This is a genomic window from Agarivorans sp. MS3-6, assembly GCF_054112545.1.
Genome location: NZ_CM134202.1, coordinates 2,671,382 through 2,697,075, shown reverse-complemented (window position 1 = coordinate 2,697,075; position 25,694 = coordinate 2,671,382). Strand labels below are relative to the sequence as shown.

The 25,694-nt window shown below is 45.0% G+C and carries 24 protein-coding genes; 5 read left to right on the top strand and 19 right to left on the bottom strand.

Going from position 1 to position 25,694, the window contains the following annotated elements; translation table 11 throughout:
* Positions 1-58 precede the first annotated feature (58 nt).
* On the bottom strand, positions 59-2,092 hold the full coding sequence (gene prlC / locus ACVFI8_RS12390) for an oligopeptidase A (protein ID WP_457871500.1): 2,034 nt from the start codon (positions 2,090-2,092) through the stop codon (positions 59-61).
* Between the two features lie 187 nt (positions 2,093-2,279).
* Between prlC and ACVFI8_RS12385 the strand changes: the two genes are divergently transcribed.
* The 3 genes from ACVFI8_RS12385 to gltS all read left to right on the top strand — a co-directional run bounded on the left by ACVFI8_RS12385 (position 2,280) and on the right by gltS (position 7,140).
* Positions 2,280-4,283, top strand: coding sequence for an ATP-binding protein (locus ACVFI8_RS12385; RefSeq protein ID WP_248713172.1), 2,004 nt, complete (start codon positions 2,280-2,282; stop codon positions 4,281-4,283).
* A 64-nt stretch (positions 4,284-4,347) separates the two neighbouring features.
* Entirely contained in the window at positions 4,348-5,697 is a 1,350-nt protein-coding gene (gene gorA, locus ACVFI8_RS12380; RefSeq protein ID WP_248713173.1) for a glutathione-disulfide reductase, read from the top strand.
* A 219-nt stretch (positions 5,698-5,916) separates the two neighbouring features.
* On the top strand, positions 5,917-7,140 hold the full coding sequence (gene gltS / locus ACVFI8_RS12375; protein WP_248713174.1) for a sodium/glutamate symporter: 1,224 nt from the start codon (positions 5,917-5,919) through the stop codon (positions 7,138-7,140).
* Positions 7,141-7,200: 60 nt separating this feature from the next.
* Here gltS and ACVFI8_RS12370 read toward each other — a convergent pair whose 3' ends face one another.
* From ACVFI8_RS12370 to ACVFI8_RS12360, 3 genes are all read right to left on the bottom strand, one after another.
* A complete protein-coding gene (locus ACVFI8_RS12370; RefSeq protein WP_457871499.1) occupies positions 7,201-7,980 on the bottom strand; it encodes a PEP-CTERM sorting domain-containing protein in 780 nt (259 codons plus the stop codon).
* A gap of 296 nt (positions 7,981-8,276) precedes the next feature.
* Complete coding sequence (locus tag ACVFI8_RS12365; RefSeq protein ID WP_248713176.1) at positions 8,277-9,401, bottom strand: M14 family metallopeptidase; 1,125 nt, start codon at positions 9,399-9,401, stop codon at positions 8,277-8,279.
* A 129-nt stretch (positions 9,402-9,530) separates the two neighbouring features.
* Positions 9,531-10,217: a hypothetical protein gene (locus ACVFI8_RS12360; RefSeq protein ID WP_248713177.1), complete on the bottom strand. Its 687-nt coding sequence runs from the start codon at positions 10,215-10,217 to the stop codon at positions 9,531-9,533.
* Between the two features lie 237 nt (positions 10,218-10,454).
* On the opposite strand from ACVFI8_RS12360, the gene ylqF reads away from it, so the two are divergent.
* The gene (gene ylqF, locus ACVFI8_RS12355) at positions 10,455-11,399 is read left to right on the top strand and encodes a ribosome biogenesis GTPase YlqF (RefSeq protein WP_248713178.1); all 945 of its coding nucleotides are present in this window, start codon (positions 10,455-10,457) and stop codon (positions 11,397-11,399) included.
* Between the two features lie 78 nt (positions 11,400-11,477).
* Here ylqF and ACVFI8_RS12350 read toward each other — a convergent pair whose 3' ends face one another.
* The 3 genes from ACVFI8_RS12350 to nudE form a co-directional block, all read right to left on the bottom strand.
* The gene (locus ACVFI8_RS12350) at positions 11,478-11,885 is read right to left on the bottom strand and encodes a c-type cytochrome (protein ID WP_248713179.1); all 408 of its coding nucleotides are present in this window, start codon (positions 11,883-11,885) and stop codon (positions 11,478-11,480) included.
* A gap of 136 nt (positions 11,886-12,021) precedes the next feature.
* Positions 12,022-12,837, bottom strand: coding sequence for a 3'(2'),5'-bisphosphate nucleotidase CysQ (gene cysQ, locus ACVFI8_RS12345; RefSeq protein ID WP_457871498.1), 816 nt, complete (start codon positions 12,835-12,837; stop codon positions 12,022-12,024).
* Between the two features lies 1 nt (position 12,838).
* Positions 12,839-13,405, bottom strand: a complete 567-nt coding sequence (gene nudE, locus ACVFI8_RS12340) for an ADP compounds hydrolase NudE (protein WP_457871497.1) — start codon at positions 13,403-13,405, stop codon at positions 12,839-12,841.
* Positions 13,406-13,480: 75 nt separating this feature from the next.
* Between nudE and yrfG the strand changes: the two genes are divergently transcribed.
* Positions 13,481-14,143 carry a GMP/IMP nucleotidase gene (yrfG, locus tag ACVFI8_RS12335; protein WP_457871496.1) on the top strand — a complete coding sequence of 221 codons (663 nt, stop codon included), beginning with the start codon at positions 13,481-13,483 and terminating at the stop codon, positions 14,141-14,143.
* Between the two features lie 44 nt (positions 14,144-14,187).
* On the opposite strand, the gene ACVFI8_RS12330 is transcribed toward yrfG, so the two are convergent.
* The 12 genes from ACVFI8_RS12330 to gspC form a co-directional block, all read right to left on the bottom strand.
* Positions 14,188-14,943: a type II secretion system protein N gene (locus ACVFI8_RS12330; RefSeq protein ID WP_457871495.1), complete on the bottom strand. Its 756-nt coding sequence runs from the start codon at positions 14,941-14,943 to the stop codon at positions 14,188-14,190.
* On the bottom strand, positions 14,940-15,410 hold the full coding sequence (gspM, locus tag ACVFI8_RS12325; protein WP_457871494.1) for a type II secretion system protein GspM: 471 nt from the start codon (positions 15,408-15,410) through the stop codon (positions 14,940-14,942). Before gspM ends, ACVFI8_RS12330 begins: the two co-directional genes overlap by 4 nt.
* Complete coding sequence (gspL, locus tag ACVFI8_RS12320; RefSeq protein WP_457871493.1) at positions 15,407-16,609, bottom strand: type II secretion system protein GspL; 1,203 nt, start codon at positions 16,607-16,609, stop codon at positions 15,407-15,409. Before gspL ends, gspM begins: the two co-directional genes overlap by 4 nt.
* Positions 16,606-17,595, bottom strand: a complete 990-nt coding sequence (gene gspK / locus ACVFI8_RS12315; protein WP_248713186.1) for a type II secretion system minor pseudopilin GspK — start codon at positions 17,593-17,595, stop codon at positions 16,606-16,608. Before gspK ends, gspL begins: the two co-directional genes overlap by 4 nt.
* Positions 17,595-18,314: a type II secretion system minor pseudopilin GspJ gene (gene gspJ, locus ACVFI8_RS12310; RefSeq protein WP_457871492.1), complete on the bottom strand. Its 720-nt coding sequence runs from the start codon at positions 18,312-18,314 to the stop codon at positions 17,595-17,597. The genes gspK and gspJ overlap by 1 nt, the downstream gene beginning before the upstream one ends.
* The gene (gspI, locus tag ACVFI8_RS12305; protein WP_248713188.1) at positions 18,314-18,676 is read right to left on the bottom strand and encodes a type II secretion system minor pseudopilin GspI; all 363 of its coding nucleotides are present in this window, start codon (positions 18,674-18,676) and stop codon (positions 18,314-18,316) included. The genes gspJ and gspI overlap by 1 nt, the downstream gene beginning before the upstream one ends.
* A complete protein-coding gene (gspH, locus tag ACVFI8_RS12300; protein WP_256469292.1) occupies positions 18,673-19,263 on the bottom strand; it encodes a type II secretion system minor pseudopilin GspH in 591 nt (196 codons plus the stop codon). Before gspH ends, gspI begins: the two co-directional genes overlap by 4 nt.
* 1 nt (position 19,264) lies before the next feature.
* Complete coding sequence (gene gspG / locus ACVFI8_RS12295) at positions 19,265-19,705, bottom strand: type II secretion system major pseudopilin GspG (RefSeq protein WP_248713189.1); 441 nt, start codon at positions 19,703-19,705, stop codon at positions 19,265-19,267.
* Positions 19,706-19,732: 27 nt separating this feature from the next.
* Positions 19,733-20,953 carry a type II secretion system inner membrane protein GspF gene (gene gspF / locus ACVFI8_RS12290; RefSeq protein WP_248713190.1) on the bottom strand — a complete coding sequence of 407 codons (1,221 nt, stop codon included), beginning with the start codon at positions 20,951-20,953 and terminating at the stop codon, positions 19,733-19,735.
* 8 nt (positions 20,954-20,961) lie between these two features.
* Positions 20,962-22,434, bottom strand: a complete 1,473-nt coding sequence (gene gspE, locus ACVFI8_RS12285) for a type II secretion system ATPase GspE (protein WP_248715666.1) — start codon at positions 22,432-22,434, stop codon at positions 20,962-20,964.
* A gap of 65 nt (positions 22,435-22,499) precedes the next feature.
* The gene (gspD, locus tag ACVFI8_RS12280) at positions 22,500-24,599 is read right to left on the bottom strand and encodes a type II secretion system secretin GspD (RefSeq protein ID WP_248713191.1); all 2,100 of its coding nucleotides are present in this window, start codon (positions 24,597-24,599) and stop codon (positions 22,500-22,502) included.
* 19 nt (positions 24,600-24,618) lie between these two features.
* Entirely contained in the window at positions 24,619-25,509 is an 891-nt protein-coding gene (gene gspC, locus ACVFI8_RS12275) for a type II secretion system protein GspC (RefSeq protein WP_248713192.1), read from the bottom strand.
* Positions 25,510-25,694 lie beyond the last annotated feature (185 nt).

The window sequence follows — 25,694 nt, the reverse complement described above, 5'->3', positions numbered from 1 at the left end:
TCTTTATAAACAAAACGCGGCCGAAGCCGCGTTAATAAGATTGAGTTAGCCGACGACTTTACGCGGCGATACCTGAGTGGCGCAATAAAGCATCCACTTTCGGCTCTCTTCCTCTAAAGGCTTTAAATAATTCCATCGGCTCTTGAGAGCCACCTTTTTCTAAGATGTTACTCAAGAAGTGTAAGCCAGTCTCAGAGTTGAAAATACCGTCGTCTTCAAATTTTGAGAAAGCATCTGCCGACAATACCTCTGCCCATTTATAGCTGTAATAACCCGCGCTATAGCCACCAGCAAAAATATGGCTAAAGCTATTTTGGAAACGGTTAAAACTTGGTGGCTTAATCACCGATACTTGCTCGCGCACTTCGTTCAAGCGTTCAAGAACACTGCGGCCATCGGCAGCTTCATAGTGTAAACGGAAGTCAAACAGCGAGAATTCTAATTGGCGCACCATGGTCATCGCCGATTGGAAGTTACGCGCCGCAAGCATTTTATCTAGCAAGGCTTGGGGTAAGGGTTCGCCAGTTTCATAGTGACCAGAAATGAAAGCTAAAGCGTCAGTCTGCCAGCACCAATTCTCTAGAAACTGGCTAGGTAGTTCGACCGCATCCCAAGCTACACCGTTAATCCCGGATACGGCAGCTTCGTCTACTTTAGTCAGCATATGGTGAATGCCATGGCCAAATTCATGGAACAAGGTAATCACTTCGTCGTGAGTAAATAAGGCCGGTTTATCCCCCACTGGCTTATTAAAATTACAGGTTAAATAGGCCACCGGTTTTATCAGTTTTCCATGCGCGTCCACTCGACGGTCGATACAGCCATCCATCCATGCTCCGCCACGTTTATGCTCTCGCGCGTATAAATCTAGGTAGAAGGAGCCGCGTAGCTCGCCGGTTTCATCGCTAATGTCAAAGAAACGTACGTCTGAGTGCCAAGTATCGACACCTTGCTTCTCGGTCACCGTCACCTTAAATAAGCGTTTCACCACTTCAAATAAGCCACCTAATACACGATCTTCTGGGAAGTAAGGGCGTAACTGCTCATCAGAAATTGAGTAAGTGTGCTGCTTCAATTTTTCAGAATAATAAGCCATGTCCCAAGCGGCTAATTCGGCAACTTGATAGTGCTCGCTAGCGAAGGCTTGCAGCTCGGCTAATTCATTCTCGGCTTGTGGTTTAGAGCGGGCAGCCAAGTCATTAAGAAAGCCCAGTACTTGGCTAGGTGATTCGGCCATTTTGGTCGCTAGAGACTTGTCGGCGTAGCTAGCAAAACCTAATAACTGGGCCAGCTCGGTACGCAATGCTAACTCTTCATCAATAATGGCAGTGTTATCAAATTTTTGTTCGGTGCTCGCTTGCTCAGAAGCGCGCGTGCTGAAAGCGCGATACATTTCTTCACGCAACTCTCGCTTATCTGCGTAAGTCATCACTGGTAAGTAACTAGGAAACTCAAGAGTTAATAAATAACCATCAAGTTCTTTTAATTCGGCGGCTTGTTTCGCTGCAGCCAAGGCTGATTCGGGCAAACCAGCAAGCTCGTTAACATCGCTGATATGTTTTTGCCATGCCAAGGTAGCATCTAACACATTGTTGGAAAACTGTGAGGATATTTCAGACAGACGCTTTACTATGTCACCATAGCGGCTTTGCTGCTCGGCTTCTAAGCCAATACCCGATAATTCGAAATCACGCAGCGCATCAGTAATCGATTTTTGTTGAGCCAAGTTATATTCAGCAAAAGCATCACTGGCGGCTAGCTGCTTGTATGCTTGATATAAACCCTCATGCTGACCCACAAAGGTGCTGTACTCAGACAAAATTGGCAAACATGCTTCATAAGCTTCACGCAGGGCTTGGCTATTCACTACCGAGTTACAATGGCTTACTGGCGACCAAAGACGGCTTAGGCGATCATTCACCTCATCTAAGGGCAGAATGAAGTTTTGCCAAGTAGCGTTCGGCTCCTCAAGTACTCGGTCGATAGTAGCGCGACATTCTTCAATCACTTGCTCTACCGCAGGCTGCACATGTTCTGGCTTAATTTGGCTAAACGGAGGTAATCCGGGTAAATCAAGTAAGGGATTGCTCATAGGGGATCCTTTAGGACTGAAGAAACTATAACTAGAATAACTTAATCTGGGGTTATTAATTTGTAAATCAACCCACGTTTCACAATTTGAACATTTTACATAGCCTCGAATTAGACTATGATTTCCTTAAGGATTATTTTGGTTACTTGGTTTATCAATAACCTAGGCCAACGGGACTCATCGATTAATGGATAATAACCAAGATACCACTACTGCAGATAATTACAGTTTGTGGAGAAAACTAGCACTACATAAAGGCTCTAGCAGCCTTTCCTTGCGCATGTTGTCCTATATACTCATCTGTTCTACTTTGCTGGCCATTATCATTACCCTGATCCAACTCAGCTACGACTACAAACAAGATGTGCAAGTTATTGAAGAAAGCATTGACCAAATCGAAGTCAGCTTTTTACAACCTATTGCTGCCAGTTTGTGGAATTTAGATGAAGAACAAGTTGAAGTGCAAATAGAAGGCATTATGAATTTGCCTAATATGCAGTATGTGCTGGTAAAAGAAATTTTAGGCTCTTCGGAAGTTCCCTTATTAGCTCGGGGGCGCTCGGCTGATCGCTACGATTTATCCCAAGAGTTTGAGCTGATATACCAAGGTGAGATGGTAGGTAAGCTGTTTGTTGCCGCTTCGTTAGAACAGGTTTACGAGCGTTTATGGCAAAAAGCCATGTTGATCCTAATTAGCCAAACCATTAAAACTTTAGTGGTATCGATTGGTATCTTGTTCATTATCTATTACGTGATTGTTCGCCATCTCAATACCATCGTTGACTATACCCGTAACTTAGACCTAGATAACCTAGGCGCCCCACTCGAGCTAGAAACCGGTGGAAAACTACGTAACGACGAATTGGGAGAGCTGGTTAACACGCTCAACCAGATGACGCAGAAAATTGATCATGAATTTGCCCAAAAACTCAAAGCCACCGAACAACTCGCTCATGAACGAGACTTCTCAGCAACCGTGATCAACGCCAGTAACGCGGTAATTGTTACTTTAGACAATCAACTGAATGTCATTACCGCCAACCCAGCGGGTGTGATGCTAACGGGCTTTCATCAAGAAGAATTAGAAGGGCAAAATTGGTTAAGTGTGTTTATCGACAACGATATGCGCGAGCAAATTGAAGCTGATTTACGCCAATTAAGGGTTATTCAAGACCAAGAACTCACCCTCACCGATCAAGCCAACAATCAATACACCTTGCTGTGGACTTTTGTGCCGTTCTACGAAGGCAACCATGTATCACGCATGATTGCTTTTGGTTATGACATTACTCCACTGAAACGGGTTGAAAATGAGATTAAAACCCTTAACGACGAGCTTGAACAAAAAGTACAATCTCGCACCGAACGCCTTGAAGAAAGCAATTTACAGCTAGCCAACGCCTTCGATAAACTAAAAAATGCCCAACAATCGCTGGTTGAAGCAGAAAAAATGGCTTCGCTTGGTGGCTTAGTGGCGGGTGTGGCCCACGAAATTAACACCCCCATCGGTATTAGTGTTACCGCCGCCTCATACTTGCAGGAGCAAGGTAAACAACTCGCCCAAAATGTCGAAACCGGCAAACTCAGCCGTAAATTCATGGAAGAGCTAATTCAAAACTTAAATCAGTCTACCGAACTGCTCCTTAACAACCTAAGGCGGGCCTCTGATTTAATTAGCAGCTTTAAACAAGTTGCTGTAGACCAGAGCTCTGAAGCTTGTTACACCTTTAATCTCAACGAGAACGTGCATCAAGTTATTACCTCTTTAGGGCATAAAATACGCCGTTCAGGTTGCCAAATAGAGGTTAATTGCGACGACGACCTCGAGCTTTACAGCTTCCCTGGTAGCTTTACCCAAATTTACTCAAACTTGATTATCAACTCAATCAGGCACGGATTTGACGGTTGGGACGGAGAGAAACGTATCGACATCAATATCTCTCGTGAAAATGACCAACTACATATCGATTTCAAAGACTCAGGCCGCGGTGTTAATAGCAATATAGCCAAGCGAATATTTGACCCCTTTGTTACCTCAAAACGTGGCCAAGGCGGCAGTGGTTTAGGCACCCATATCGTTTACAATCTAGTAGTGCAATTGCTGAAAGGCCATATAGCCTTTGACAGTAAACCCAATGAAGGTGTGCACTTCTCTATTCGTTTGCCTTATCAAGCTCAAAAAGCTGATTAACATCAGGCTCTAGTACAGGCTATACTGCTGCAATATTTTGGCTCTACACGGAGTAAGACCCCTAATGAAAGAATTTGATTATTTGTGCATTGGCGCCGGCAGCGGCGGTATTGCCTCGGCTAACCGTGCCTCGATGTATGGCCAAAAAGTGGCGTTAGTTGAAGCTCGCCATGTAGGCGGAACCTGCGTTAATGTGGGTTGTGTACCTAAAAAAGCGATGTGGTTTGGTGCCCAAGTGGCTGAAGCAATTCATCGTTACGCCCCTGATTACGGCTTTGACGTTCAAGTAAATAAATTTGATTGGTCAACCCTAGTCGCTAGTCGCGAAGCTTATATTAAGCGCATCCATGGCTCTTATGACCGAGTATTAGGTAACAACGGCGTTACTGTCATCAATGGCTTTGCTAAATTTGTTGATGCCAACACCGTGGAAGTCAACGGTGAGAAAATTCGCGCTAAGCATATTCTGATCGCCACGGGTGGCCGCCCTACCATTCCTAATATACCGGGTGCAGAACTTGGTATCGACTCAGATGGCTTCTTTGCTCTAACCGAGCAACCTAAACGAGTATTAGTCATCGGCGCAGGTTACATTGCGGTTGAGCTTGCTGGTGTCTTGCATTCTTTAGGTAGCGACACTCATCTAGCAGTGCGTAAACACGCGCCATTGCGTAGCTTTGACCCAATGCTCAGTGAAACCTTAGTTGAAATTATGGCTGAAGATGGCCCTAAACTACACACCAATAGCACACCCAAAGCCATTGAAAAACAAGCCGATGGTAGCTTAATCGTCAGTTTCGAAAACGGTAACAATTTACACGTTGATACGGTTATTTGGGCGATTGGCCGAGAGCCAGCCAACGACAAAATTAACCTAGAGGGTGTAGGGGTTGAGTGTGATGACCGCGGGTACATTAAGGTTGATGAATATTCGAATACTTCCACTCCGGGCATTTATGCCGTCGGTGATAACATCGGTAAAGTTGAACTAACACCTGTTGCAGTTAAAGCCGGCCGTTTGTTGTCGGAGCGCCTATTTAATGGCCAAACCAATGCAAAAATGGATTACGACTTGATCCCTACCGTAGTATTTAGCCACCCTGCCATTGGCACCATCGGTTTAACCGAGCCAGAAGCCATTGCCGAATTTGGTGAAGACCAGGTGAAGGTTTACAACTCAAGCTTTGGGGCAATGTATACCGCTGTCACTCAGCATCGCCAAGTCACTAAAATGAAACTCATTTGTGCCGGTGAAAATGAGAAAGTGGTAGGCCTACACGGTATTGGTTTAGGCATGGATGAAATTCTACAAGGTTTTGGCGTAGCCATGAAAATGGGCGCAACGAAAGCCGACTTTGACGCTTGTGTAGCAATACATCCAACCAGTGGTGAAGAATTCGTCACACTGCGCTAAACACTCTGTATTTAATGGCTAAACCCGACCTAGGGTTTAGCCATTACTTTAGCAACACAATGTTCAAGTAACGATTTCGCCCCACAGCAGTATTTTCATTTACACTTACCGCCTTAAACAACAGATCACCTTGTTTTTTATAAATTTTTCACCCTTAGCATTTCGCCAGCTACACTATAAAATTATTGCCTTGATTTTTATTTAAAGGATATCGTCAATATGGACACCGTTTATGCCGTTGGTGAGCTTGAGTCTTTTTTAATTGCACTAACAGTGTTATTTCTTGGTCGGATTATTTGCCATTACGTGGCCATACTCAAAAAATACAATATCCCCGAACCCATTGTCGGTGGTTTAGTCATCGCCATTATCATTACCTTGCTTAAATTACAGGGTATTGAACTACGTTTCGCCCTTCCCTTGCAGAACATCCTTATGTTGATGTTCTTTAGCACCATTGGCTTAGTGGCCAACTATAAATTGCTGCTAAAGGGCGGCAGAAAAGTATTTGTGTTTCTGGGCATTGCTTCGTTATATATCGTTTTACAAAACGGACTTGGCGTTATTTTAGCCACCGCGTTAGGTTTAGAGCCGATGATGGGGCTATTTGCCGGCTCCATCACCCTTTCAGGAGGGCACGGCACTGGCGCAGCTTGGTCTCAAATATTTGCTGAAGAATACGGCATTCAAACACTGGAGTTTGCGATGGCCGCCGCTACGTTTGGCTTGGTCATGGGCGGGATTATTGGCGGCCCAGTAGGTCAGCGGCTAATTAACAAAAATAAATTGGAGTCACCGTTTTCTAAGGGAAAGAAACACCATAAAAACCACCCAGACTTAGTAACCTATAGCCGTAAAGAAGAAGATTTGGTAACACCAACGTCAGTGATAGAGGTGTTATTTCTGCTATTAGTGTGTGTTGTCGCGGCCAAATTTGCCAAACAAATAGAAACGGAGCTGGCCTTAAGTTGGCTCAAAATGCCCGACTTTGTTTATGCTTTATTTTTTGGGGTGATCATTGCCAATGCCAGTGAGCTCAGTGGCCGCTATGAGATCAACAACGAATGTGTTGATTTACTCGGTACCTTATCCTTATCCCTGTTTTTATCGATGGCCTTAATGAGTTTGCGCCTATGGGAAATTTTTGACCTAGCGCTCCCTTTACTGGTCATCCTACTTTGCCAAACGGTGATGATTGCCATTTTTGCCAGTTTTGTCACCTTCAAATTTATGGGTAAAGACTACGACTCGGCGGTAATTGCTGGCGGCCATTGTGGTTTCGGCTTAGGCGCAACCCCGACTGCGGTGATGAACATGAGTGCCTTAGTATCACGCAACGGCCCATCCCCCCCAGCCTTTATGGTCGTCCCCATTGTTGGCGCCTTTTTCATCGACATTGTGAATTTAATAGTGCTGCAAACTTATATTAGTTTTCTAAGTTAAGTCTCTTAAAACAAAAAACGAAGCATTACGCTTCGTTTTTCTTAACGCTCTAGCAGCTGACTATGCAGCGCTTCGTTTACGCCTCATCCAGCCTAAAGCACACAAGGCTAAACTCATCGTAAATAATGTTTGCGGCTCAGGAACACTGGCGTTAATCACCTGAATCGAGGTACTTGCTAACTCAGTTTGACCGTCATAGGCTGTAAGTACAATATCGTAAATCCCTGCATCCAGAGCATTAAAGGTATATGGGCCTCCATCAAAGAATTCCATGTTCCAAGAGTTTTGCGCCAAATGTAAACTAGCGATATTAGCCGCATAATTAGTAGGATCAGATATTCCGGCACCGTTAGCAGTCGTATTATCACCTAAAGCATGATCTGCAGCGCCACTATTGATCGGATCAAATGCCAAAAAATTAGTCCCAGCACTGGGGTCAAAGTCTATTTGTAGTAGGTAATTAAAGCTATCTAAGCTAGCCCCACTGCCATCAAAATTACTGTTTATTGACCACTCAAAATTCCATATGGCTGTTGATGGCGAATTAGGAGCAAAACCAAAGCCAGATGGAGGCGCGACATTATCAAACCGGTAAGTGCCATCACCATTACTGTTGAAGGTGTTTTGTGGAAGATTATTCTGGTCAAAGCGAAGCTTTGCCCTCAAACCTAATTCAAGGCCATTTTGTTGGTCAACAGTAAACGCTCCATTGGCGTTACCACTGCCAAAAATAACCTCATTAGTGACATCTTGATCATAGATAACCGCTGCAGATGCTGTAGTAGCGGCCCAAATAAGCCCCATTCCAATAACGACTGTACTTATTGTTTTTATTTTCATCTCGCGCTCCGTGCGTCAGGTAAGTTGCAGCTGCTCTACTGCATAAATCATTCCTCGAAAATAAACTCTTTAAAATCATCACCATAACAGCATGTAAATTAAAAGGTACAACATCAATAATATAAACTGTATAAATAGTTGACACAGTCAAAATAGACCGGTAGAGACATCGATCACAGTTATTCTCGTTTTACGCTAAACATACGATAAAACATCAATAAGCTTATGATTAATGATAAAACTGGAGTGTAAAAAAACCTGACAAAAGGCCAATGCCCAAGCATTGGCCATTAACATTACAACTTATTCAAAGCTTGGTTAATGGGGAACAATACGTCACAACCCAATTGCATCGCCCGCTCTGGCGACCAACCAAAGGCCTCATCGGGCATGTCTGCATTATCTTTAAACGGCATTTCAATGGTATAAGACAAGGTTTTAAACTGCTCACCTAACCAAGCTGCAGCGATGGTGAGATTGGCTTCACCAGGCTGGTCTTTATCGTAACCATGCTGGTCTTGAAAGTCTGGAGAGATAGCCATAAATGCTTGTTTAAAGGTTTCTTCTAATTGCTGATGACGCTGATCGTAACTGGGTATGCCTTCACAGCCAGCCACAAAGTTGTAGGGTAGATCTTCATCTCCATGTATATCGAGGAATAGGTCCCCGCCGAGTTCAAGCATTTTTTGTCGAACTAAAAAGACTTCGGGGCTGCGCTCCATACTCGGATTTTGCCACTCTCGATTCAAATTTGTTCCTACAGCATTGGTGCGTAAGTGGCCGCGCACTGAGCCATCGGGGTTCATGTTTGGCACCACATAAAAAACCGTGTTCTCCAACAGTTTCATGGCCAGTGGATTATCTTGATCTAGCAAGTTGCCTAACATGCCTTCAACAAACCATTCTGCCATGGTTTCACCTGGATGCTGGCGAGCAATAACCCACACTTTGTGTTGTGCTTGCTCGGGGTCACCAATGGTCAGTAAACTCATGTCGCGCCCGTCTAAGCTTTGCCCAAGGGTATTGAGATTTACCCGATAATCTTGCTGCATGGTGTGCAATAAATCTTGATGACGCTCGTAACTATATGGCGCAAAGTAAGCAAAATAGATACTTGGCTGCTCAAGCAATAAAGAAAAGCTTAGTTGCTCTCCATCAAAGTCTGCATCCACTCTAAACCATTCTTCTCTATCATAAGAAGCCACGACGCGATAACCCTGCCAACCTTTGGCATAAGCAGACTTACCCGCATTGATGATATTGAATTGGTAGTTTTGCTCTAAAGGTGCTTCAAAACGGAAGTGGAACCACTGAAAAAAATCTGATTGGTGGTCCTGTTTAATTTCAAGTTGGATATTTTGCGGGTCGTCTAACGCCACCACACGAATATTGCCACTATCAAAATGGTCGGTAATATACATCGCTGCCTCTCAATCATTAAGGGATCAATTTTTGATAGGCAGTATAGCCTCATAAACAAAATTTGAGGCTGTAAATAACGGTTGTTGAGTGCAATAGTTAATGACGCACGCTTCACGCGCAGGAAATAGCTAATTATCAGGGGTAAGCTGTTTCACTCTGAAATAACGAACGTCAATATCTTTATCCAAGGACAGTGCGCCTTCTAAGGTTAGCGACTCATCTTGCTGGGGAGGTGTATTACCAAAATCAATCGCTTGCTGATGTACTTCTTCTCCGGTTTGATCGATCAACACCAAGAACAAATCTTGCTCTATTGGCCCTGCCACCAACAACTGGTAGTTTACATCGACATGCTTACCTATCTTGTCTGTCGCTTCAAAAAAGGCAGAACGCACATTTTGCTGGTCTGTAGCGATTAAGGTATTAAACGCGAAAATGCGTAACTCTGGATGCGCTTCTTTGTTGAGTTCAAAATTATGCTTGCGCTCTGCCAATAAAGCTTCTTTCAATAATAGGTTTTGATCTTCACTGATTTTTACATCGACCAATACCCCTTCATAATCATCTTGAAGTTGGCTATAGGTTGGCAATATAGCCATCAGCGAAAAGCCTGTTGTAAACGCCACAACCAAGGCCCCTAAGCTTATCCATCGATACTTTTTAAGATGCCGATAGGCCTTTTTATAATGCTGATGACGCGCTTTATGGTGTTCATAACGTACTTGTAAGCTAGCGCCAGAGCGATGAGGCTCCGCCGCTTGAAGATCAGATGATGAGCCTGCTTCACTGTCATCTGGTAGGTCTGTCATAGACATTATCTCTTCCCTAAGATTGTCTGAGTATATGGGGTCGACCAGCGCCTTAAAAAAAGCAAATCGAGCTGTGCTTATTTGAACATAGCAGCAATATTAAAAATAGACAGTAACTAAGATTTTTAGACACTTAGTTAACAATCTGAGTCGCGGCCTGCGAGCAAATAGTCACAAAGAACTACACTTTGTACCTTTACTGAGTACAATAAGCGCCAATTTAGTGAAATCAAAGGGGATGGAATGGCCATTCAATGGTATCCAGGGCACATGCACAAAGCCCAGAAACAAATTAAAGAAGTGATGCCAAAAATCGATTTGATTATCGAGGTATTGGATGCACGCATTCCCTATAGTAGTGAAAACCCTCTGGTAGCCACCTTACGCGGTGACAAACCCTGTATCAAAGTACTGAATAAAAGTGATTTAGCCGATCCCATTGTTACAGCGCAATGGCAAGAATACTTCGAGCAAGAGCAAGGTGTGAAAGCCATCCCTCTATGTACAATTCAAGGCAATCAAACTCAAGATTTATTGGCCTTGTGTCGTAGCATGCTACCCAATAAAGGAGGCGTAGATAAGCCTATTCATACCATGATTTGTGGTATCCCTAATGTGGGTAAATCAACCTTAATTAATGCCTTGGCAGGTCGACAAATTGCTAAAACAGGTAATGAGCCCGCAGTCACTAAAAACCAACAGCGGATCCGCTTAGACGGAAATATCATCTTATCTGATACCCCCGGAATTCTGTGGCCTAAGTTTGACAATGTCGCCAGTGGTTACCGTTTAGCCGCAACCGGTGCCGTAAAAGACACGGCAATGGACTATGATGACGTAGCCGCATTTGCCTGCGAGTATTTATTAGCAGCCTATCCAGAAGCACTTAAAACACGCTACAAGCTAGATGAACTGCCTGAGTCTGAAGTGGTATTGATGGAAGAAATCGGTAAGTTACGCGGCTGTCTGGTACGCGGCGGACATGTTGACTACGTAAAAGTCGCCACCATTATTCTCAATGAGCTACGCGATGCCACCATTGGGAGAATTAGCCTAGAAACGCCTGCGATGGTCGCGGTTGAAAAGGTGGAAACAGCGATTATTGTGGCTGAAAAAGAAGAACGTAAGAAAATGGTAGAAGAGCTTCAAAAGAGTAAAAAGCGCATGAGGCGTCGTAAAAATAGTTAGCGCTTGCACTACCGTTAAGTAAACAGCACAAACAAAAACACCACGCTATACGTGGTGTTTGTCATTCAAGCAAAGCGTTTATTTGATCATGTAGGCAATAACGTCTTTAATTTCGTCTTCGGTACAATCACCACAGGTTCCTTTGGCTGGCATTGCACTAAAGCCGTTCCATGCATGATTAAACAAGGTTTCTTCACCTTGTGCTATACGTGGTGCCCAAGCAGCGCTATCCCCTTTCTTCGGTGCGCCTGCTGCGCCTGTGCTGTGACAAGCAGTACAGTAGGTGTTATAAACCGTTTCACCATCACGCGGTCCACTTGCAGCAGCGGGAGCTTTAGCGACGTCTAACTCACCATCAAGGTAAACTTCACCAACCGGCTTAATTCGCTCTGCAATCGCGTCATCTGACATATCGGCAGCAAAGGCCGAAGGCAGTATTGTTAAACCAATCGACAATACCAATGTTTTCCAGTTTAAAAGCTTCACCCTTATCTCTCCTCATCGTGCCTACTGACCGTAGTATTCGGCATCCTTGTCATTATTGGCAAAATTATACCCGCTATTACCCTGAGGTTAAACCATTGTAAAAACGAATATTAGTATGATGTGTCTGGCTTGTTACCTAGCTTGGGTTTTTAAGTATATCCCGCCAAGGTAATTGTGGGTCACCTAATGATATAAAATTAGGGTTTTCTAGTGATTCACGTAGGTTGTAACTAAGGTCACGCAAGTGCAAATCAAGCAATGTTCCACCCGCTTCTTGTAAGATAATTTGTGGCGCCCCGGTGTCCCACTCACCGGTAGGCCCTACTCTGATATAACAATCAGCCGCACCTTCTGCGACCATACAGCTTTTCAAACTGGCACTACCCAGAGGGTAAAGCTTATAACGATAATCACAATTCAAAATAGCCTGTAATAGCGCAGGACGTTGCACTCGACTGGTGGCTACACGGATCTGTTTTGGTACACCCTGGTAATGCTGGCTGCGTATAGGGGTGCGGATACCGTTTTGCTCTTTAAAGGCTCCTTGGCCTTTTACTGCTGCATACAACAGCTGCACAATCGGACCATACACCACACCTAGCACGGGTTGATTATCATGAACTAAGGCGATTTCGGTGGCGAAATCACCACTACCAGAAACAAACTCTTGCGTGCCATCTAAGGGATCGACCAACCAATACGTTTGCCAATGCTGTCGGTCGGCTAGGCAGATATCGGCTTGCTCTTCAGACAAAATAGGAATATCGGGGGTTAACGCGCTAAGTTTGTCCATAATGAAATGGTGGGCGGCATAATCAGCGGAGGTGACCGGCGTGGCGTCCTCTTTAGTTTCGCTAACAAAATCGCCTTTTTCGTAGATATTACGAATAATTTCACCCGCACCACGGGCTATTTCAATAACATCAGGCAGTACACTTGCAGGGTCAAACATCCTATTTATTTCTCGCCTTTTTCTGCTTCAACCATTTTTCTAACAGCAACAATGACGCAACACTGCGGGCCTCAGAAAACTCTTTTCGACTATATAAGCTGTCAATATCATTCAAGGGAACGTTAATCACTTCTAGCGGCTCTGGTTCATCGCCTACTAATACACTGGGCGTTAAACCTTGGGCGATAAACACTGTCATATGGCTAGAGAAATAACCTGGCGCCACCGATAACTCTGTCAACAGTTGCAAACTATCGGCTTTAAAGCCAATCTCTTCTTGTAGCTCTCGATTGGCGGCATCAATTGGCTGCTCACCAATATCCACCAAGCCTTTCACAAAGCCTAGCTCATAACGCTCTGTGCCGGCAGCATATTCACTAATTAACAACAGCTCATTTTGTTCTGTTATCGGTAGGATCATTACCGCGCCTTGGCCTGAACCAACTAATCGTTCGTAGATCCTTCGCTCACCATTGCTGAACTCAAGATGTAACTCTTCGATTTTAAAATAGCGGCTTTCGGCTGCAATTGCGCTGTCTAACAATCGAGGCGGATGATGCTTGCTCATCGCGGTTCCTACTATCATTCACTTACCATCATTGTTACATTGCTGTTAGAAGCACTCAAGGATTAGCGAGCAAGAATGTTTGACTGGACCCAAATAGACACCGTTTTACTCGATATGGATGGAACGCTTTTAGATTTGCACTACGATAACTACTTCTGGATGCATTACCTGCCTATCTCGTTTGCTCATCAGAACGGTGTAAGCGTAGAACAAGCCAGAGCGCGCTTGTTTGCTGATTATGAAACCGTGTCTGGCACTTTAGATTGGTATTGTTTCGATTATTGGAGCAATAAAACCAATATAGATATTCGTCAGCTGAAAACCGATGTGGAGCACAAAATTAAGTGGCGAGACGACGTGAAACCATTCTTAGAAGCCTTGGGTCAGGTAGGTAAACAACGCATTTTACTGACCAATTGTCACCCTGATGGCCTTACCACTAAGATTAAAGTAACCGGCTTAGATAAATATTTGGATACCTTGTACAGCGTTCATCAATTCGGCTATCCCAAAGAAGCGCCAGAGCTATGGGACACGTTCATTGCACACCACCCATTTGACCCCGGACGCACTTTATTTATAGATGATAATGAACGGGTGCTTGATCAAGCGAAGAAGTTTGGTATCAAGCATTTGTTAGGGATCCGTAACCCTGATTCAATGCAAGCGAGCAAGGTATTTGAGCATCACCCCTCCATTGACGATTACCACCATTTCACGAAAGAATTACTCGCTTAACCAGCGATTAAAACAGCTAGCGAAGAGGCCGCTAGCTATTTTGCTTAACGGGGTAAACGCCCCTGCTGCTTAAACCGATAGAAACCTTGAGGATCGGGGCGGCCAATAAACTTAAGGTTATTGCTGATACTTCTTGGCATCTGAGCCCCCGCTTTTATCTTGCCTTCAGCCAGCCAATTAGGTTGGCCAACAGAAGCTAGCAGCTCAAGTTCTAGCTGAGCATCTTTATGATTAAGCACAATGCTTGGTTGACCATCAATGCAACTTAACTCAGCGTTAGCATTATCTAGCGGTAACTCGCCCAGCGGAGTAACAACTAATGGGCCTAACCAGCGTAATTGACCGGCCAATTGTTCGCACCACGGGCTACCTTGGCTCGCTTCAGCTAAATCCAATTGAATATCGCCCTCTAGGGACAAGGGCAAAGGCAGTGGTACTTGCTCTATTAGCCAACTTGCTGGGGCCTCTAAATGCCAGTCTTTAACAAACCAGCCTGAGAAGCTCATTCCAACTACACCCTGACCTTGCAACTGCTTGCTATCATTGAGGGTCAATTGAGCACTTAAGCGACCTAACAACAATGAGGCGGGCTTAAAGTCCCAACTCACTCTGTTTAGAGTGAGTTGCGGTAGCTCAACGCTCAAAATTTCACCCTGCCATAGCGAACCACTCGGTTGATTTAGTTTCACCTGTTTGGGTATGGGCAGGTAATTTATCGCCACCGCCAGGGGTGTGGTGGCCACTAAGCTGACCAAATACACCGTTACTAATAGCAACGCTAAACCAATATACTTCTTCATTCGGCCTTACCTAAACGTAATCTACGCACCCCAACGATACCTTGAGGTTTGCCTTCATCTAAATCGACATTTTTCACAATAATACCGTAGCGTTTACTGAGCATGTCTAACCACGCCAACAGCTGATTGAACGGAATACTGTCAATCCACACTTCTACTTCTTCATTTCTTGGTTGAATGCGAGTAATCGTAATACGCTGCTGACGCGCCGTGCTACTGACTGCTTGGCTCACCTTCACAGAAGCATCACTTTTAGCAGAACGTCCATTGGCGATGATATGCGCCCCTTGTTGCTGTGCCCATAACAAGGTTTCTTGCTGGCTAATTAATTGTTGTTTGGCACTTTGATTAGCGTTAACCACCGGTGACCAAATGCCCCAATACAGTATTGCTATTGCACACAGCACACTGGCAATCATAACCAAGTCTTGTTCACGCTTATTTAAGCTTTGCCACCACTGTTTCATGAAGACTTCCTAATAATTAAGGTACCTACTACCGCACCGGCTTTATTACTCAAGGTGCCTTGTTCGGTAGTAAAAGGCTGTACTGCTTGTCTGAATTGTTCAAATACTTGGAAATTTTTAGCCTGAGCCTGCAAGCGGATCTCTCCCTTACTATGGTCATAGCGTAAACTCAGCGGGTCTAAATCTCGGTGTCTATCAAACGCGCTTGATAGGTGAACCATCATCATTAGGAAATCCTGCGGAGACTCTTGGCCTATATCGGCTATAGCCTTGCGAAAATCACTACGGATCCGGCTATCTCTAACCCGCGACACTTCCGGGAATACTCGCTTATAGACTTGACGAATGTTGTCATTTACCGCAGCAATTTGTTGCTGTGTATTATAGGTCTCTACCAACTGATGGGTTAGCGCTAACCCAAAGCAAATACCAGCGGCAATAGCCACTTTACGCCAGCGCTTTAGAATAGCGGTTAAAGGATTACTACTGGCGTATTGTCCTTGTAATAAATTGAATTTGTTCTTATGGCTGCCATCAGCTAATAGCTTCATTGCTAATTCAGGAGAACGAGCACTCCAGTCTAAGCCCGTCACTTCAAGTTCGGGCGCTGGGCTGTAATGCTGAATAGACAACTCTGGATACTTGTTAGCCAGCAAGGGTAAAGCGACTGATAACCAGCTTTGGTCGATACTAATGGCATGGTCATCGCCAAAGCGAAATAGCCACTGCTGGTTAAGCTGAATGGCTGAGGCTTGACCTGCTTCGGGCTTTGGTAGACACATGCTATCCACCAGCCAAGTTTGACTGTGGATTCCCGCCGTTTCTAGCATATCTTGCCATAGCGTCATTTGTTGGTGGCTCACACAGGCAATATCAATCGTGTCTTTTGCCTTACCCACTAAACATACGTGCAAGCTATCTGGGTCTTGAGCTAATTGCTCTTCCAGCATAAAAGAAACCACTTGCTGCCAAGAGCGTTGGGCACTTTTGGGTAGTGCTAACTGGTGCATAGTGATATCAGCGGCAGACACTAACACCAATACTCGGCGATGGTCGGCCTTTTCTTTTAACAAGGCTAACTCGGCGCTGCTACTGAGCTCCCCAGCAGCAATCACTTCTTGTTCGCTGTCAGACCACACAATCCAGTTAATAACATCTTTGTCATTGCTGGGTAAGCGCAATATCAGTTGCTCGCTCATAGCTCACCTCCATAACTTCTGCGGATTAGCTTAAGATCAGAGGTGCCACTGCGTTGAATAACGCTGGTCATTTGTGCTTGTCCTTGTTCATTTTCTACTTGCAGTTTCGCCATAAAATAATTTGAATTCAATGAAAGTGTCTGCCTTAAGCCCGGCAACGTTAAGGGGATTGGCGCTAAGGCTGGATGGGTCATTAACTCATCCAAGGTACGATAGCCTTCATCGGGTCGGTCATTCAAGACTTGTTGCGCGCCAGTGTTATCTAGATCAGGATAAAACAAGGCTTCCAGCAGTTGAGGCTGGTCCACAGCGATAGTATTCACATTAATGGCTAAGCTTGCTTCAGGGATGGCACAGATATAGGGCGCTACGCGGCGATAAATCGCCGCAGTTACCCCATAAACTGCTCGAAATTCACTGCGGTCAACCATCGGCATATTCGACGGTAAATAGGCCGGGCTTAAACCTTCGTAGGTGCTATCTTCTGCACCTTGTTGGTGTGGAATAGTATCGCTATCAATCCAATCTCTAGTCGCATCGGTGATCTGTTCTGCGGTATAAGCATCTACCCCAACAGCCACCAATAAACCGATAAACTGATCAGCAACTTTAGGAGGCTGTCCGTCAGTTTTATTAGGCTGACCTAGCGCATTAAGATTAAAACAGGCTTGTAAATCAATCATTTGTCCTTTGATTACTGAGTCTTCCACCGGAAAAACCATGCCTTCGGTTGCCCAATATTGACCAAGATGCACCCGGTCGTCATCTTCCAAGTCTTGTTTTAATACTTTGAAAGCAAAAGCTTCGGCACCCGCCAATAACCAATTTGATTTTAACGAGTGCTGTAAATTGGTGGCTCTGGCTAAGTCTAGTTGTAAGCGCTGGCTAAATTGAGAGGCTACCACCACCATTACCGCCAAAATCAACATCACCGTAAGCAAAGCAACCCCGCGCTGGCGTTGCAAAGACCCAATAGCTTGGTTCATTAGGTGCCCTCCGGGGGAGGTTGGCTACCCGAGTTGTTGCCATCACCACCATTACTCGTATCGTTACCACCTTGATTAGCATTACTGTCTAACTCTTCTTGCGCTCGGGTTGCCGTTGGGGCACGGCTTCCTTCAGGAGTTAAGAACACGCGGCGTAACTCCCCAAAGACTTTATGCCTAAACGTTACTTCTACGCCACGAGGTAATTTACTGGTATTGGAAAGCTCATCGCTCCAACCTGTAGTGCCATGAAAGCGAAAACTTAATTCTTCAACACCGTCGAGTAATACCATTTCTCTGGGTTCATAACCCACCACAGCATCAGGGTAGTTATAAAAACGCTTTACTAACTTTTCGTCTTTTAGCAGGTAAGCAACTCTTTGAACATTTGAACGCCTTAGCACCGAAGCCGGGTTACGCCAACCTAAGGTGACAAACTCGATGCCCATGTCATCGCTTTCTAGCAAGTATTTCCCGGCCAAGACTAAGGGGCGCTGTTCTTCGGTTTCATCTCGCACTGCGCGAGGGGCCATTTGATTAAAATCACGCTGCATCAAGAACATCGCCCGCTGCAACTCACGCAAACGCTCTCCGTGTTTTTGTGAAATTTCATCACTGCGCATAACCCCCTGCAGCACCTGATAAGCAGCCATAGTGAGTAGGGCAAAAATAACAATTGCCACTAGCATTTCTAAGAGAGTAAATCCGCGTTGTTTCATCAGCGACTCACATAACTAGTAACTTCGGCCAGCGCTGTTTTCTCTTCGGCGTTGCGATACACAGAAATGGTGACGGCAATAAAGTTGCTGTCGGCAGTTGCCACGCCTTGCGAGCGCCAATGCCAGTCGTTATCGGCAAACCGGGTAGTACCTTTTTTACTGGATGTGCCAGGCCAAGTATTGCTCAGTTTTAACTCGGCCATTTGGTTATCGGCGATCCAAAGGGCAAATGACTTATCTTCGAGATAACTCAGGCTGCGCAAATTCTCCGAGGCACTTTTCATCACTGCGGTTCCCGCGATGGCCAATACCGCTAAGGCAACCATCACTTCTAATAGCGTCATCCCGGCTTGTGTTTTCATTGCGACTCTTCTCGAGAAATACTGAGTTGCCCCAAATCATCACTACTGACCGCCCAACGGTTATTACTATCCTCGTAGGCAAATATCAGGGTGAACGGTGTGACTTCGCCGCTACTTAGCACCAATACCTGCGGAATAATGCTTTGTGTGACTTCTTCGGTAATAAAATCTTTTTCAAATAAGCTATTGTCTTCAAAACCCAAGCTGCCAGTGCCAAAACTTTGCTCTTGCTGATCGGTATCTTCTAGGTTGAGTTCCAAAAAATAGGGTAATTCGAATGTTTGCGGTTTAAAAATGCGGTCTTCAATTTTTACCCAGCGTTGCTTTTCCATTCGCACAAATTGGTAGCTTTCAGCGTCACTGAAGACTCCGTAGTCATAACCGGTAAGCAAGGCTCGCTCTTGGGCATATTGTACTAAGGCTGCTAAACGCTTGGCTTGCTGCTCAATCACTTTCTGTTCACTAGTGCCAGACACCGACATCACTACCGAATAAATGCCTATCGACATTAACAGCAGTACTAAAATCACTTCCAGCAAGGTAAAACCTTGCTGGCGTGAACGAGAACTTATCCGCGGTTGGCGCAACTTACTGGTCTAAATTCCAGTTACCAATGTCATCATCAGTGCCTTCTTCACCATCAAAACCGGCACTGAAGATATCAATGCGGCCTTTTTCACCAGGGCTAATTAAAATGTAATCATTACCCCAAGGGTCTTTTTGTAGGCGACGTAGGTAGCCGTCTTCTGGATAGTTACGAGGCTCTGGGCTTGAACTAGGTTTAGTCACCAACGCATCTAAGCCTTGGTCTGTTGTTGGGTAACGCGAATTATCCAAACGATACATATCTAAGGCATTTTCTAGGGCGATAATATCTGTTTTCGCTTTTTGAATGTCGGCTTTTTCTTTATTACCCAACAAGTTTGGTACCACCAAACCAGCTAAAATACCCAAAATAACAATTACTACCATCACTTCTAGCAAAGTAAAACCTTGGCTAGCTGAGCGGGTACCCTTTAACTTTTGCATGTTCTTACTCCGAAATCCTAGTATGGGTTATAACCCAACCATGTTATTAAGTTCTAAAATAGGCAACAAAATCGCCATTACGATAAATAGCACAACCCCAGCCATAGTCACAATCAAGGCGGGTTCAAATATCCCTAACGCTATATTTACTTGCATCTCAAACTGGCGATCTTGGTTATCGGCAGCTCGCTCAAGCATTCCTTCTAATTCTCCTGAGCGCTCACCACTGGCAATCATGTGTAACATCATTGGTGGGAACAATTTAGTCGCCTCAAGTGATTGGTGCAGGCTGCCCCCTTCGCGAACTTTAGCGGCGGCATCGAGTACTTGAGCCCGAGCATAATCGTTGGTAAGTACTTCACCAGCAATGCCCATACCTTCGAGTAAGGGTACCGCACTGGCGTTTAAAATACTTAAGGTGCGGGCGAAGCGAGCGGTATTTAGCCCTTTACTCACTTTGCCCACGACGGGCAGCGACAAAATGCGCTTATGCCAGGCCATTCTTATATTGTCTTTTAGTAGCAAACGCTGCCAAATCACCATGGCTAATACAATGACCACCACAAAAATTAGCCCATAATTACTGACTAACTCACTGACAAAAATAAGGAACTGAGTAGCATTTGGCAACTCTTGCCCCATATGTTCAAACTGGGCGACCACTTTAGGCACCACCGATACCAGCAAGATAGCAATCACTAATACACACACGGTGGTAAGCACTGCTGGGTAGATCAGCGCTTGCATGGTTTTCATGCGCATTGCTTGTCGTTGTTCGGTATAGTCGGCTAATCGATCAAGTACCTTATCTAAATGGCCCGACTTTTCTCCCGCAGCCACCATCGAGCAATACAATTTTTCAAACACATCGGGGAAGTCGGCCATACTGTCAGCCAAACTATAGCCTTCAACCACCTTGGCGCGTACCCCCAAAATAATACTTTTGAGTTTAGGTTTTTCGCATTGCTGCCCCACCGCTTTTAATGATTCTTCAATCGGCATGGCGGCGGCCACCAACGTGGCTAATTGACGGGTTAATAACGCTAAATCAGAAGTACTGACCTTGCGGCGCACAGCGACAAAGCTAGATTTTTCTTTTTGGCCTTGCTCTGCCACCTGAGTAATTTTCAGCGGCGTAAGCCCCTGCTCACGCAAGCTGGAGCGAACCTGACGAGGAGTATCGGCTTCTAATACGCCGTTAGACTTTTTACCTTTCGCATTAAAGGCTTGATATTCATATGCTGGCATTAGGCTAACTATCCTTCGCGGGTAACCCGCAATACCTCTTCTAAGCTAGTAATACCTAGCAGCACCTTAGCAACACCATCTTGGCGAATGCTGGGACAACTGCTGCGCACCAATGCTTCTATGTCTTGCTCACTACTGCCTGAATGGATCATTTCTCTCACTTCATCGTTAACTGGCAATAGCTCATGAATACCGGTTCGGCCGCGATAACCGGTATTATTACAGTGCTCGCACCCTACCGGCCGGTATACCGTTGCGTCTTTGGCAATATCGAGTAACTGATGCTCGCGCTCACTCACCACGTGGGCTTCGCGACACTCTGGGCACAAGGTACGCACTAAACGTTGCGCTAACACTGCTAGCAAGCTCGACGACAATAAGAAAGGTTCAACCCCCATGTCGCGTAAACGCGTGACCGAGCCAATGGCCGTATTGGTATGCAAGGTAGATAATACTAGGTGTCCGGTTAAACTCGCTTGCACCGCAATTTGAGCGGTTTCTAAGTCACGAATTTCACCAATCATCACGACATCAGGATCTTGGCGTAAAATGGCCCGTAAACCGCGTGCAAAGGTCATATCCACTTTGGTATTAACCTGAGTTTGGCCGATCCCTTCAATGTTATATTCGATGGGATCTTCTACGGTAAGAATATTGCGGTCTTTACTGTTAATTTCGCTTAAGCCAGCGTACAAGGTGGTACTTTTACCAGAACCGGTTGGGCCGGTTACCAATATAATGCCGTGTGGCTTTTTCAGTAACTCGCTCACCACATCTCGGTGTTTTTCAACCAAGCCTAAATTGGCCAAGTTTAAGCGAGCATTGTTTTTATCTAATAAACGTAAAACCACCCGTTCGCCGTGGCTAGATGGCATGGTTGATACACGCACATCCACCGCGCGCCCAGCGATACGTAATGAGATACGGCCATCTTGAGGGATGCGTTTTTCAGCAATATCTAAACGCGCCATAACCTTAATACGAGACACCAATAAGGCGGCTAGCTTACGGTGAGGGCGTAATATTTCGCGCAATACACCATCAATACGAAAACGAATCACCAAAATAGACTCGAAGGTTTCAATGTGAATATCACTGGCGCCTTCTTTAATCGCTTCAGCTAACATCGCGTTAATCAACTTAATGATTGGCGCGTCGTCTTCTGACTCCAATAAGTCTTCGTTTTCTGGCAGTTCTTCAGCCAGAGTGTAGAAGTCCATATCGTTGCCGATATCTTCCATCAACTGACGCGCTTGAGAAGAGTCTCGCTGGTAACCTTCGGTGAGGCGTTGCTCAAACTCATCATCAGATAAAGCTTCACACTCAAACTCGTGTTGTAACACTCGGCGAATTTCTAACAGCGCATTGAGCTCAAGGCTTGAATTATGGTAAACCCGCCAAGCATTGTGTTGTTTCTCTAACATTACGCCATAGGTTTTAGCAAACATATAAGGCAGCTGCCAGCCTTCAATGCCTTCCATATGAGGCGTATCAGACACCAGCGCCTTTTCATCCTCTAGCGAATTAAGCTCTGCTTCTAAATCCATTACTCAGCACTCACTTGCTTTGGATTAGCGCTTTCTTGCTTGGCGGCTTTGTCAGCTTCTTCTTTCTTTAGGCGCTCGTTCTTGTCTTTTAAGAAATCGATATATTCTTGAACTTCAGGTGATACGTCTTCTACCGAATTAAACTCAGGCAATACTGGCACCTTAGTTTCAGGCATTAATGCCACCCCTAACTCTTCACGTAGCAATTGCTGAGCGCGGATTTGGCTATATTTACGCGAACTCACATTTTGCATAGTCACCGAATCGCGAATAATGGTCGGACGAATAAAGATCATCAGGTTACGTTTGGTTTTCTTCGAGTTGGTAGACCTGAACAAGTGGCCAAGTACCGGAATATCACCCAGTAATGGTACTTTAGATTCACTTTCTTCAATTTGGTCGTCTAATAACCCCCCCAAAATGATGGTGTCACCACTGTCAACCAACACTGTGGTTTGTAATTGGCGCTTCGCAAATACCACGTCTACCGAGGTTTGCCCTTGTACTTTAGACACCTCTTGCTCAATGGTGAGCTGCACGGCATCGCCTTCGTTTATTTGTGGCGTTACTTTTAACTTAATCCCGACTTCTTTACGGTCAACCGTGGTGAAGGGATTATCGTTACTACTACTAGAGGCAGAGCCGGTTAATACCGGTACTTCTTCACCTACGGTGAAATAGGCTTCCATGTTATCCATGGTCGTAATAGACGGTGTAGCTAATAAGTTAGAGCGCGAATCATTAGCAGCCGCTTGAATGAGTACGCCCCAGTCAGCCCCGTAAAAACCAAAGGCCGCACCCGAGATTTTAGCTAAAGAGCTGGCTAAACCAGAAATGTCGCCGGGAGTGTCAGGGTTAACCGTACAGGTTTCGCCGGTACATACGGTGCTACCTTTGGTTGGCTGAGCATCATAAATACCTGCACCCAACTCACCGATTGAAACACCAGAGTCATTAAACTGAGTACCCCCCGCTTGAGTCGCCCACTGCACGCCCAAACTCACCCCGTCGCCTTCTGCCACTTCAACAATAATCGCTTCTACATGGACTTGCGCGCGGCGAATATCGAGCTGATTAATCACCCCTTCTAGCGTGCGCATGTTATCAGGCTGAGCGGTAATCACTAAGGCATTAGTATCTTCGTGAGCTTCAATGGAGAAATTGCCACGAGAGTTAGACGAGCTGCTTTTTTTAGAGCCTCCTGCAGCCTCTGCTGTCACGGTTTCACTCACCCCTTTTAGCACGTCCACTAAATCAATAGCCTTGGCATACTTCAAGTAAAATACTCGGGTATTACCGTAGGTTTGTAGTTCGCTGTCTAACTTAGTAACCAAGCGCACAATGCGCGCTCTGGCACTGGGTTCACCTGATACCACAATGCTGTTGGTTCGTTCATCGGCCACCACTTTAGGAATTAACAAGCTAGCACTGGCGCCTTTAGCACCAGTATTGGCGGTTAATGAATCCAAAATTCTCACTAGTTCACCCGCCGATGCAAACTTAAGGCGAATAATATCAACCTCTTGGTCACCTGCTTTATCGACACGGCGAATAATCTCTACCAAGCGGTTTACCACCGCAGCGCGCCCCGTTAGCATAATCACATTTGAAGGGTCGTAGTGAACCACGTTGCCGCCACCGGCATTATCGTTAAGTTGACGTAACAGAGGCGCCAGCTCTCTTACTGATACATTTTTCACTGCTACCACACGAGTGACCATTTCATCGCCCGTGGCTTGGTCATCGCGATCCACAACCGGAATCGCGCCCGCTTTAGCGTCTTTAGCTCTTACCACCTTTGACACACCATTTGGCATATCGATCACAGCAAAGCCATATACATCTAATACGCTTAAGAAAAATTGGTAGTACTGCTCTTCGGTGAGTAGGTCATAGCTTCGCACGTTAACTTTGCCACGAACCGCGGGGTCAACAATGATGGTTTTATTAAGATTACGCCCTACCGTAGTAATTAATTCATTGATATCGGCATCCTTAAAATTTGCCGAAAATTCAGTGGCACCTACCACCCCACATAGGCCTAATCCAATTAGACCCACCAGGGCGCGGCGAACAAAGCGTAACGCTTGCAACTTCATGTAAAAAACTCTCCGGTACTTATTCATCAGGCAGGCTAAAAAACACATCCTGCAATTGGCCATTGCGCTCTACAGTCACGGTAATATCCGTTAACTCGGCCATTTCTTGCATTACTTGCATTGCTTGCGCGTTGTCGCGCAAGTCGTATCCATTTAAGGCCACCGCTAAATCATTAGCTTTAAGGCCTACTTGTTTAAATAAACCCGCATTTTTCCCTGGGTTTACTCGATATCCAGTTAGGGTTCCATCTTTACGCACTGGTGAAATTCGAATGTAATCAGTCAACTTTGATGGATCGTTCAAAACTTCTTTAACATTTACCTTACTAGAGGCCACTGCAGACTTTGATTTAGCACTGGTCTTTTTACGATTATTACTGGCAGAACTCGACTTTGACGATTTGTCGTCAGGATCCAGTAACAAGCTTTCATAAACACCTCGATGCAACAAAATAATACGATCTATTTGAATCTCTTTTATGACCGCTTTAGTGCCATTAATAGATTCTTCTACACCGTAAGTTTGTTGCTTACCTTTGTGTTCAACAATGGCTAAGGCTTTAGATTGGTCGCTACTTGCCACTAAACCAGAAAGGGTCAGTTTAAGCGATGTTTTTGGCGCTTCAGTGGTAGATGTTGTAGCAACAGATTTGGCTTGCGGCTTGGCTTGATACTCACCAAACAAGTTCAGCGCCGTTAAACGACTCAAATCAACTTGAGCACTACTTTTTACTGCATTTACTTGCTGGGGCACCCAACTAAAAGACTGAGACTTACTTGGAATAAGTAACCAAGTAATGTTAGCGAGTTGGTAAGCCGCTAGGCATAGCAGCAATAAGGTAATTAATGCGCTACTTTTAGGTGACGACAGATAATGCGCGCACTGAGTAGAAAAAGATTTAATATCCATTTATTAGCTATAATACAACTGACATCGTTGACCGAATATCGATTATCCTTATTGGTATGTCTGGCAACCCGCCAAATATAGATGCAGTTCATTCTAAAGAGAGTTGCACGCAGAACAAGTACTATAGATAGAAAAATTGCGATTCTTTACACTTTTGTGGTTTCTCTACAATTTCACACATTTAA

Excerpts from the sequence above, each read along its gene's own strand:
- gorA (WP_248713173.1), top strand. The coding sequence starts at position 4,348 with ATGAAAGAATTTGATTATTTGTGCATTGGCGCCGGCAGCGGCGGTATT.
- gspJ (WP_457871492.1), bottom strand. The coding sequence starts at position 18,314 with ATGAAACAACGCGGATTTACTCTCTTAGAAATGCTAGTGGCAATTGTT.
- prlC (WP_457871500.1), bottom strand. The coding sequence starts at position 2,092 with ATGAGCAATCCCTTACTTGATTTACCCGGATTACCTCCGTTTAGCCAA.
- cysQ (WP_457871498.1), bottom strand. The coding sequence starts at position 12,837 with ATGTTTGACCCTGCAAGTGTACTGCCTGATGTTATTGAAATAGCCCGT.
- gspD (WP_248713191.1), bottom strand. The coding sequence starts at position 24,599 with ATGAAGTTGCAAGCGTTACGCTTTGTTCGCCGCGCCCTGGTGGGTCTA.
- ACVFI8_RS12330 (WP_457871495.1), bottom strand. The coding sequence starts at position 14,943 with ATGAAGAAGTATATTGGTTTAGCGTTGCTATTAGTAACGGTGTATTTG.
- gspE (WP_248715666.1), bottom strand. The coding sequence starts at position 22,434 with ATGGAAGGCATTGAAGGCTGGCAGCTGCCTTATATGTTTGCTAAAACC.
- ACVFI8_RS12385 (WP_248713172.1), top strand. The coding sequence starts at position 2,280 with ATGGATAATAACCAAGATACCACTACTGCAGATAATTACAGTTTGTGG.
- gspM (WP_457871494.1), bottom strand. The coding sequence starts at position 15,410 with ATGAAACAGTGGTGGCAAAGCTTAAATAAGCGTGAACAAGACTTGGTT.
- gspL (WP_457871493.1), bottom strand. The coding sequence starts at position 16,609 with ATGAGCGAGCAACTGATATTGCGCTTACCCAGCAATGACAAAGATGTT.
- yrfG (WP_457871496.1), top strand. The coding sequence starts at position 13,481 with ATGTTTGACTGGACCCAAATAGACACCGTTTTACTCGATATGGATGGA.
- ACVFI8_RS12360 (WP_248713177.1), bottom strand. The coding sequence starts at position 10,217 with ATGTCTATGACAGACCTACCAGATGACAGTGAAGCAGGCTCATCATCT.
- gspG (WP_248713189.1), bottom strand. The coding sequence starts at position 19,705 with ATGCAAAAGTTAAAGGGTACCCGCTCAGCTAGCCAAGGTTTTACTTTG.
- gspF (WP_248713190.1), bottom strand. The coding sequence starts at position 20,953 with ATGCCAGCATATGAATATCAAGCCTTTAATGCGAAAGGTAAAAAGTCT.
- gspI (WP_248713188.1), bottom strand. The coding sequence starts at position 18,676 with ATGAAAACACAAGCCGGGATGACGCTATTAGAAGTGATGGTTGCCTTA.
- ACVFI8_RS12370 (WP_457871499.1), bottom strand. The coding sequence starts at position 7,980 with ATGAAAATAAAAACAATAAGTACAGTCGTTATTGGAATGGGGCTTATT.
- gspC (WP_248713192.1), bottom strand. The coding sequence starts at position 25,509 with ATGGATATTAAATCTTTTTCTACTCAGTGCGCGCATTATCTGTCGTCA.
- gltS (WP_248713174.1), top strand. The coding sequence starts at position 5,917 with ATGGACACCGTTTATGCCGTTGGTGAGCTTGAGTCTTTTTTAATTGCA.
- gspK (WP_248713186.1), bottom strand. The coding sequence starts at position 17,595 with ATGAACCAAGCTATTGGGTCTTTGCAACGCCAGCGCGGGGTTGCTTTG.
- nudE (WP_457871497.1), bottom strand. The coding sequence starts at position 13,405 with ATGAGCAAGCATCATCCGCCTCGATTGTTAGACAGCGCAATTGCAGCC.
- ylqF (WP_248713178.1), top strand. The coding sequence starts at position 10,455 with ATGGCCATTCAATGGTATCCAGGGCACATGCACAAAGCCCAGAAACAA.
- ACVFI8_RS12365 (WP_248713176.1), bottom strand. The coding sequence starts at position 9,401 with ATGTATATTACCGACCATTTTGATAGTGGCAATATTCGTGTGGTGGCG.